General features: G+C 67.1%; 4 protein-coding genes and 1 pseudogene. 2 read left to right on the top strand and 3 right to left on the bottom strand.

What is annotated here, in order from left to right:
- From EOA33_RS24185 to EOA33_RS24175, 3 genes and pseudogenes are all read right to left on the bottom strand, one after another.
- A partial coding sequence (locus EOA33_RS24185) for a sugar phosphate isomerase/epimerase (RefSeq protein WP_145989256.1) occupies positions 1 to 520 on the bottom strand: 520 nt, incomplete at its 3' end.
- Between the two features lie 16 nt (positions 521 to 536).
- Positions 537 to 1,920: pseudogene (locus EOA33_RS24180) on the bottom strand (carbohydrate kinase).
- The gene (locus EOA33_RS24175; protein WP_126056873.1) at positions 1,917 to 2,699 is read right to left on the bottom strand and encodes a DeoR/GlpR family DNA-binding transcription regulator; all 783 of its coding nucleotides are present in this window, start codon (positions 2,697 to 2,699) and stop codon (positions 1,917 to 1,919) included. Before EOA33_RS24175 ends, EOA33_RS24180 begins: the two are co-directional and overlap by 4 nt.
- Positions 2,700 to 2,881: 182 nt before the next feature.
- Here EOA33_RS24175 and EOA33_RS24170 point away from each other — a divergent pair, with 182 nt between their 5' ends.
- Both EOA33_RS24170 and EOA33_RS24165 read left to right on the top strand, forming a co-directional pair.
- Positions 2,882 to 4,156 (top strand): FGGY-family carbohydrate kinase, encoded by a 1,275-nt coding sequence (locus tag EOA33_RS24170; protein WP_127406767.1) that lies wholly within the window; start codon positions 2,882 to 2,884, stop codon positions 4,154 to 4,156.
- A partial coding sequence (locus EOA33_RS24165) for a TIGR01459 family HAD-type hydrolase (protein ID WP_127406766.1) occupies positions 4,153 to 4,920 on the top strand: 768 nt, incomplete at its 3' end. The genes EOA33_RS24170 and EOA33_RS24165, both read left to right, overlap by 4 nt.

Genomic DNA, 4,920 nt, shown 5'->3' with positions numbered 1-4,920 from the left:
TGTCGGAACCGCTGTCCTCAATGAGGGCCAGCCCCTGCGCGGCGGTGTTGAGCAGATTGCTCTCGAAGCGATTGACGATTTCGAGGTTGAGCGTGACGCCGGCGGCCTTGGCCGTCTCCGCCACTTTGGCCAGCGTTGCGGCGCTGCGGTTCCACTGGTCGCGCGTCGGCGCCTCGGTCTGCAGGCCGTGGCTGGTCGAGAGTATGCCGCCGACCTTCTGGCCGCCGAGATCGCGGGTGAGCGCGATGGTGCGGTTGAGGATGTCGACGCCGCGCGCGGCGCTAGCCTTGTCGGCACTCGATATATCGCCGTCGGCCGGCAGGCCGATGCTGATCGCGACGCCAAGGCCGAGATCGGCGATGCGCCGGGCAAGCCGACTGATATCGACATTGGCCGGATCGAGATAGGAGAACTCGATCAGGTCGAAGCCGGCTTCCTTCGTGTTGGCGAGCGTGCGCTCGAGGTCCGCCTGCGCCGAGCTCGCCGACCAGACGAAAGAATGGATTCCAATGCGCGCCATGATCGTCTCCATCTGCTCAAATCTTGCGAGCCGCAGTTTGGCTTCTGTCGCTCTCGGCGCCGATTGCCAGATCTCGCCAGCGATCACGATAGCCGGCTAACCCGGCAAAGTGCGCGGCATCAACGGGCTCCGGCGTTTCGGCGGCCATGCCTCGACCGGCGCTCTCGAAGGCGAGAGCGGCGGCGCCCGTGGCGCTGCCTTCCAGCGTGGCGCCCTGCAGGAAGGGCTGGCCGGGCCGTAGCTGCGCCAGCAGACTGGCGAGCAGGCCGCCCGCGTTCAGCCCGCCATCGACGATGACGGTGTCTTTGGAATGGATCAGGTCGAGCGACAGATCGACCATCAGCGCCACATAGAGCAGCGCCACCGCAGCGCGTTCTTCTCTGTCGGGCGCGCCGCCGATCACTTCGCCGACGCGATCAGGCATCGGACCGCCCGGCGCGAAGCTGGGCAGGGCCATTATGCCGGCGTCGATCACCAGCTGTATCGAAGCCGGCGATATGGCGCCTTGCCAGCCGGCGCTGATCACCGCGAATTCGCGCCCACCCATGAAGCGGATGGTCGGCACCGGACCGCCGTCGACATCGACATTGACCAGCATGTCGCGGTCGCGGTCGAGCACGTCCAGCGGGCAGTCGGGATTGAGCACGACCACCCAGGTTCCGGTCGAGACCGCTGTGAGCGGACCAAGTTGCTGCCGGCGATAGGCATGGAGCGCGGCATTCGAGTCATGGACGCCGTTGATGGATGGCGACCGGCCTGCCGGCCTTGCCGAAATGCTGCTCGCCGATGACAGCGCCGGCGCGCGCGAAAGCAGGCATGCGGCCGAGCCAGCTCTCGGCGTCGACCAGCGAGGAGAAGTCGCGCCGGCGCGGCGCCCACAGATGCGAATGGCAGCCGAGATAGGACACTTCCGAGACGGCGCGGCCGCCGAAACGCCAGCTCCAATATTGCGGATAGCCGAGGATCGATGTCGCCGAGGCGAAGGCGCCCGGCTCGACCTCGTTCAGCCACAGCATGTGGCGGCCATAGTTGAAGCCGAGCGGCAAGCGCGGCGAGAAGGTCTCGGAGAAATCCGGGATGCGGCGATCGATGCGCGCCGCGACCTCGGCAGGCGGCTCCTGCTCGTAGTCGAGGATCGGGTGCGTGAGCGCCGTATCATCGACCAAGGCGAAGGTGCAGCCATGGCCGGACACCATCAGCCCTTCGATGCCGTGACTGTCGACCGCTTCGTTAACGGCAGCGAGCGCCCAGTCATGCAGTGCCGCCTCGTCGAGCACGCTGAAGCCGTCCCTGTGTGTCCAGATCGGCCTCGTGCGGCGCTCGTCGAGAATGCGCCCGTCTTCCCCGAAGACGAACAGCTTCGAATTGGTCTTGCCGAAATCGAGCACCGCCACTTTCACTGGACGGCCCCCGAGGCGGAGGCGATCCGCACCATGACGCCTGCATCTTCCAGCATACGCGCATCGGCGTCGGACAGGCCGTCATCGGTCACCAGCGTGCCGATGCGCGACAGCGGCAGCGCGACATTGCGGGCATGGATCGACAGCTTGCGGCTGTCGGCCAGCACCACGATCTGGTCGGCGCACAGGCTCAAATCGACGATCGAGCGGACCAACAGCGGATGCGATTCCAGCACGCCTTCCTGGCTGAGCCCCTGGGCGCCGACGAAGAACTTCGCGGCGTAGAAAGGTGCGGCCTGGGCGAGCGAGTGGATGATGCCGGGCTCGCGGTGAAGATCGCCGCCGGCGATGGTCAGGCTGCAGTTGCCATGGTCGCTGAGATAGGCAGCGAGCGGCATGGAATTGGTGAACAGGCGGATGTTGCGGTCGGCGAGCCTGACGCCGAGATGAAAGCAGGTCGAGCCGCCATGGACGATGACCGCGTCGCCGTCGCGCACCATGGTCGCGGCAAGGGCGGCGATCCGCCGCTTGGCCTCGACGGCGAGGTCGCGGTTCTCGTCATAGGGCCTGGCATAGGCGATGCCGGCCTGGGCTACACCGTCGAGCGCCGAGATGCCACCATAGACCTTGCGCGCCTCGCCAGCCCCGTCGATCTTGTCGATATCGCGCCGGACCGTCGCCGCCGAAACGCCAAGCCGCTCCTGCAGCTCGCGCACCGAGGCGAACGGGCGATCCCGCAAGATCTCGACGATCTGACGCTGGCGGCCGGAGTCGCTCAACTTTTCCTCCCGATGTCGCTTGGCGTAACTTACTCAAGCCCGATGGGAGAGCAAAGTCATTTCTGACGAAAGAAGATCATGATTGACGTAGATCGCTCGTATCTGCGATACCGACGTCGGCTCCCTTGCAGGAATTTCGAGCGGAAAGCACGACGCGGCCGGCAGTTGCGAAGGACAGCGACATGGCGCCATTGGCCATAGGCATCGACATCGGCACTTCCGGCGCGCGCGCCGTCGCCATGCGCCCGGATTTTTCCATCGCCGCGCGCGCCGCCGTTCCACTCGACCGCTTTGGCGCCAACAGCCGCGACCCTGTCGTCTGGTGGGCGGCGGTCGAGGCAACGCTGAAGGAATTGCTCTCCGCCATCGATCGCGCGGCGGTGCGTTCGATCGCCGTCGACGGCACGTCGGGCACCGTGCTGCCAGTCGACGCGGTCGGACGGCCGCTGGCCGAGCCGCTGATGTACAACGACAAGGTTCCGGTCGACACCATACTCGCCGTGATCGCCCGCGAGGCGCCGGAAGCAAGCGCCGCGCACGGCGCGACCTCGGGCCTCGCCAAGGCACTCTCTTTCCAGCGCCTGCCCGGCGTCGCCTGGATGCTGCACCAAGCAGACTGGATTGCCGGACAATTCTCGGGCCGCTTCGATGTCAGCGACGAGAACAACAGCCTGAAGACCGGCTACGATGTCGAGGCCGGCCGCTGGCCGGACTGGATCGACGCCACCGGCATGCGCATGGAGCTGCTGCCCGAAATCGTCAGACCGGGCAGCGTGACCGGCAGGCTCACCGCCGACGCAGCCGAGCGGTTTGGCCTTGCGCGCGACATCGCGGTGGTCGCCGGGACGACGGATGGCTGCGCCTCATTCCTGGCCACCGGCGCGACAGTCGCCGGCGAGGGCGTGACGGCGCTCGGATCGTCGCTGACCATCAAGATCCTGTCCGACCGGCCGATCTCGGCGCCGCGCTACGGTATCTACAGCCACCGGCTCGGCGACGCCTGGCTGGCCGGCGGCGCGTCGAATTCCGGCGGCAAGGTGCTCGCCCGTCATTTTTCGGTGGCGCGCATCATCGAGCTGAGTGCCGCGATCGATCCGGCGACCGAGACCGGCCTCGACTACTATCCGCTCGGCACGGCCGGAGAACGCTTTCCGATTGCCGATCCAACGCTGCCGCCGCGGCTGACGCCCCGGCCGGCTTCCGACGCCGATTACCTGAAGGCGATGCTGGAAGGCATCGCCTCTATCGAAGCACTGGGCTATCGGCGGCTTGCCGAGCTCGGATCGCCGAAGCTGACATCGGTGCGCAGTGTCGGCGGCGGCGCCGCCAACGCCGCCTGGACCGCGATCCGGCAGCGTAAGCTCGGCGTCGATTTCGTGCCGGCGCTGTCCGACGAGGCAGCCGCCGGCACGGCGCAGCTGGCGCTCAGGGGCGCAAACGAGGCGGGGCTGCTGTGAACGCGAAATTGGCCAGACATCTCGATGGGATTGAAGCGCTTGCCGAGCGCTACGACGTTTTCCTGCTCGACCAGTTCGGCGTGTTGCATGACGGGCAGCAGCCTTATGCCGGCGCGGTGGAAGCCCTGTCGGCGCTGAAGCGCGCCGGCAAGACAGTGGTGCTCATTTCGAACTCTGGCAAGCGGGCGGAGCCGAACGAGCGCCGCCTGAAGAAGCTCGGCTTCGAAGAGGCTAGCTGGGATCACTTCGTCTCCTCCGGCGAGGTGGCGTGGCGCGCCTTCCGCGACATGGCGGCCTCGGGCGCGCTGAGGGGCGGAACGAAATGCCTGCTGATCAGCCGCGACGGCGACCGCTCGGCGATCGATGGCCTGCCGCTGGCCCTGACCGATAACAGCGACGATGCGGAGCTGGTGCTGATTTCAGCCAGCGAAGGCGACCGCTACGATCTCGACCACTATCGCGCTCTACTCGGTCCGGCTGCGGCGCGGCAGGTGCCGTGCTTCTGCACCAATCCGGACAGGATCATGCTGACGGCGGTCGGACCGCGCTTCGGCGCCGGCGAACTCGCCGATCTCTACGAAAGCCTCGGCGGCAGCGTCACCCGCATCGGCAAGCCCTATCCGGCGATCTACGAGGCGGCGCTGGCGCTGGCCGGCAATCCGGATCGCGGCAGCGTGGTCTGCGTCGGCGACAGCATCGAGCACGACATCGCCGGCGGCGCCGGCGCAGGCGTCGCAACCGCGCTGGTACGCTCGGGGGTATTG

It is taken from the genome of Mesorhizobium sp. M4A.F.Ca.ET.050.02.1.1 (genome assembly GCF_003997725.1).
In the GTDB taxonomy this organism is placed as follows: domain Bacteria; phylum Pseudomonadota; class Alphaproteobacteria; order Rhizobiales; family Rhizobiaceae; genus Mesorhizobium.
Note: the sequence above shows the minus strand (reverse complement) of the source record. Positions and strands in the feature narration are given on the sequence as shown.

Bases quoted from the DNA above. Each gene is read 5' to 3' on its own strand.
- EOA33_RS24170 (WP_127406767.1), top strand. From the start codon at position 2,882: ATGGCGCCATTGGCCATAGGCATCGACATCGGCACTTCCGGCGCGCGC.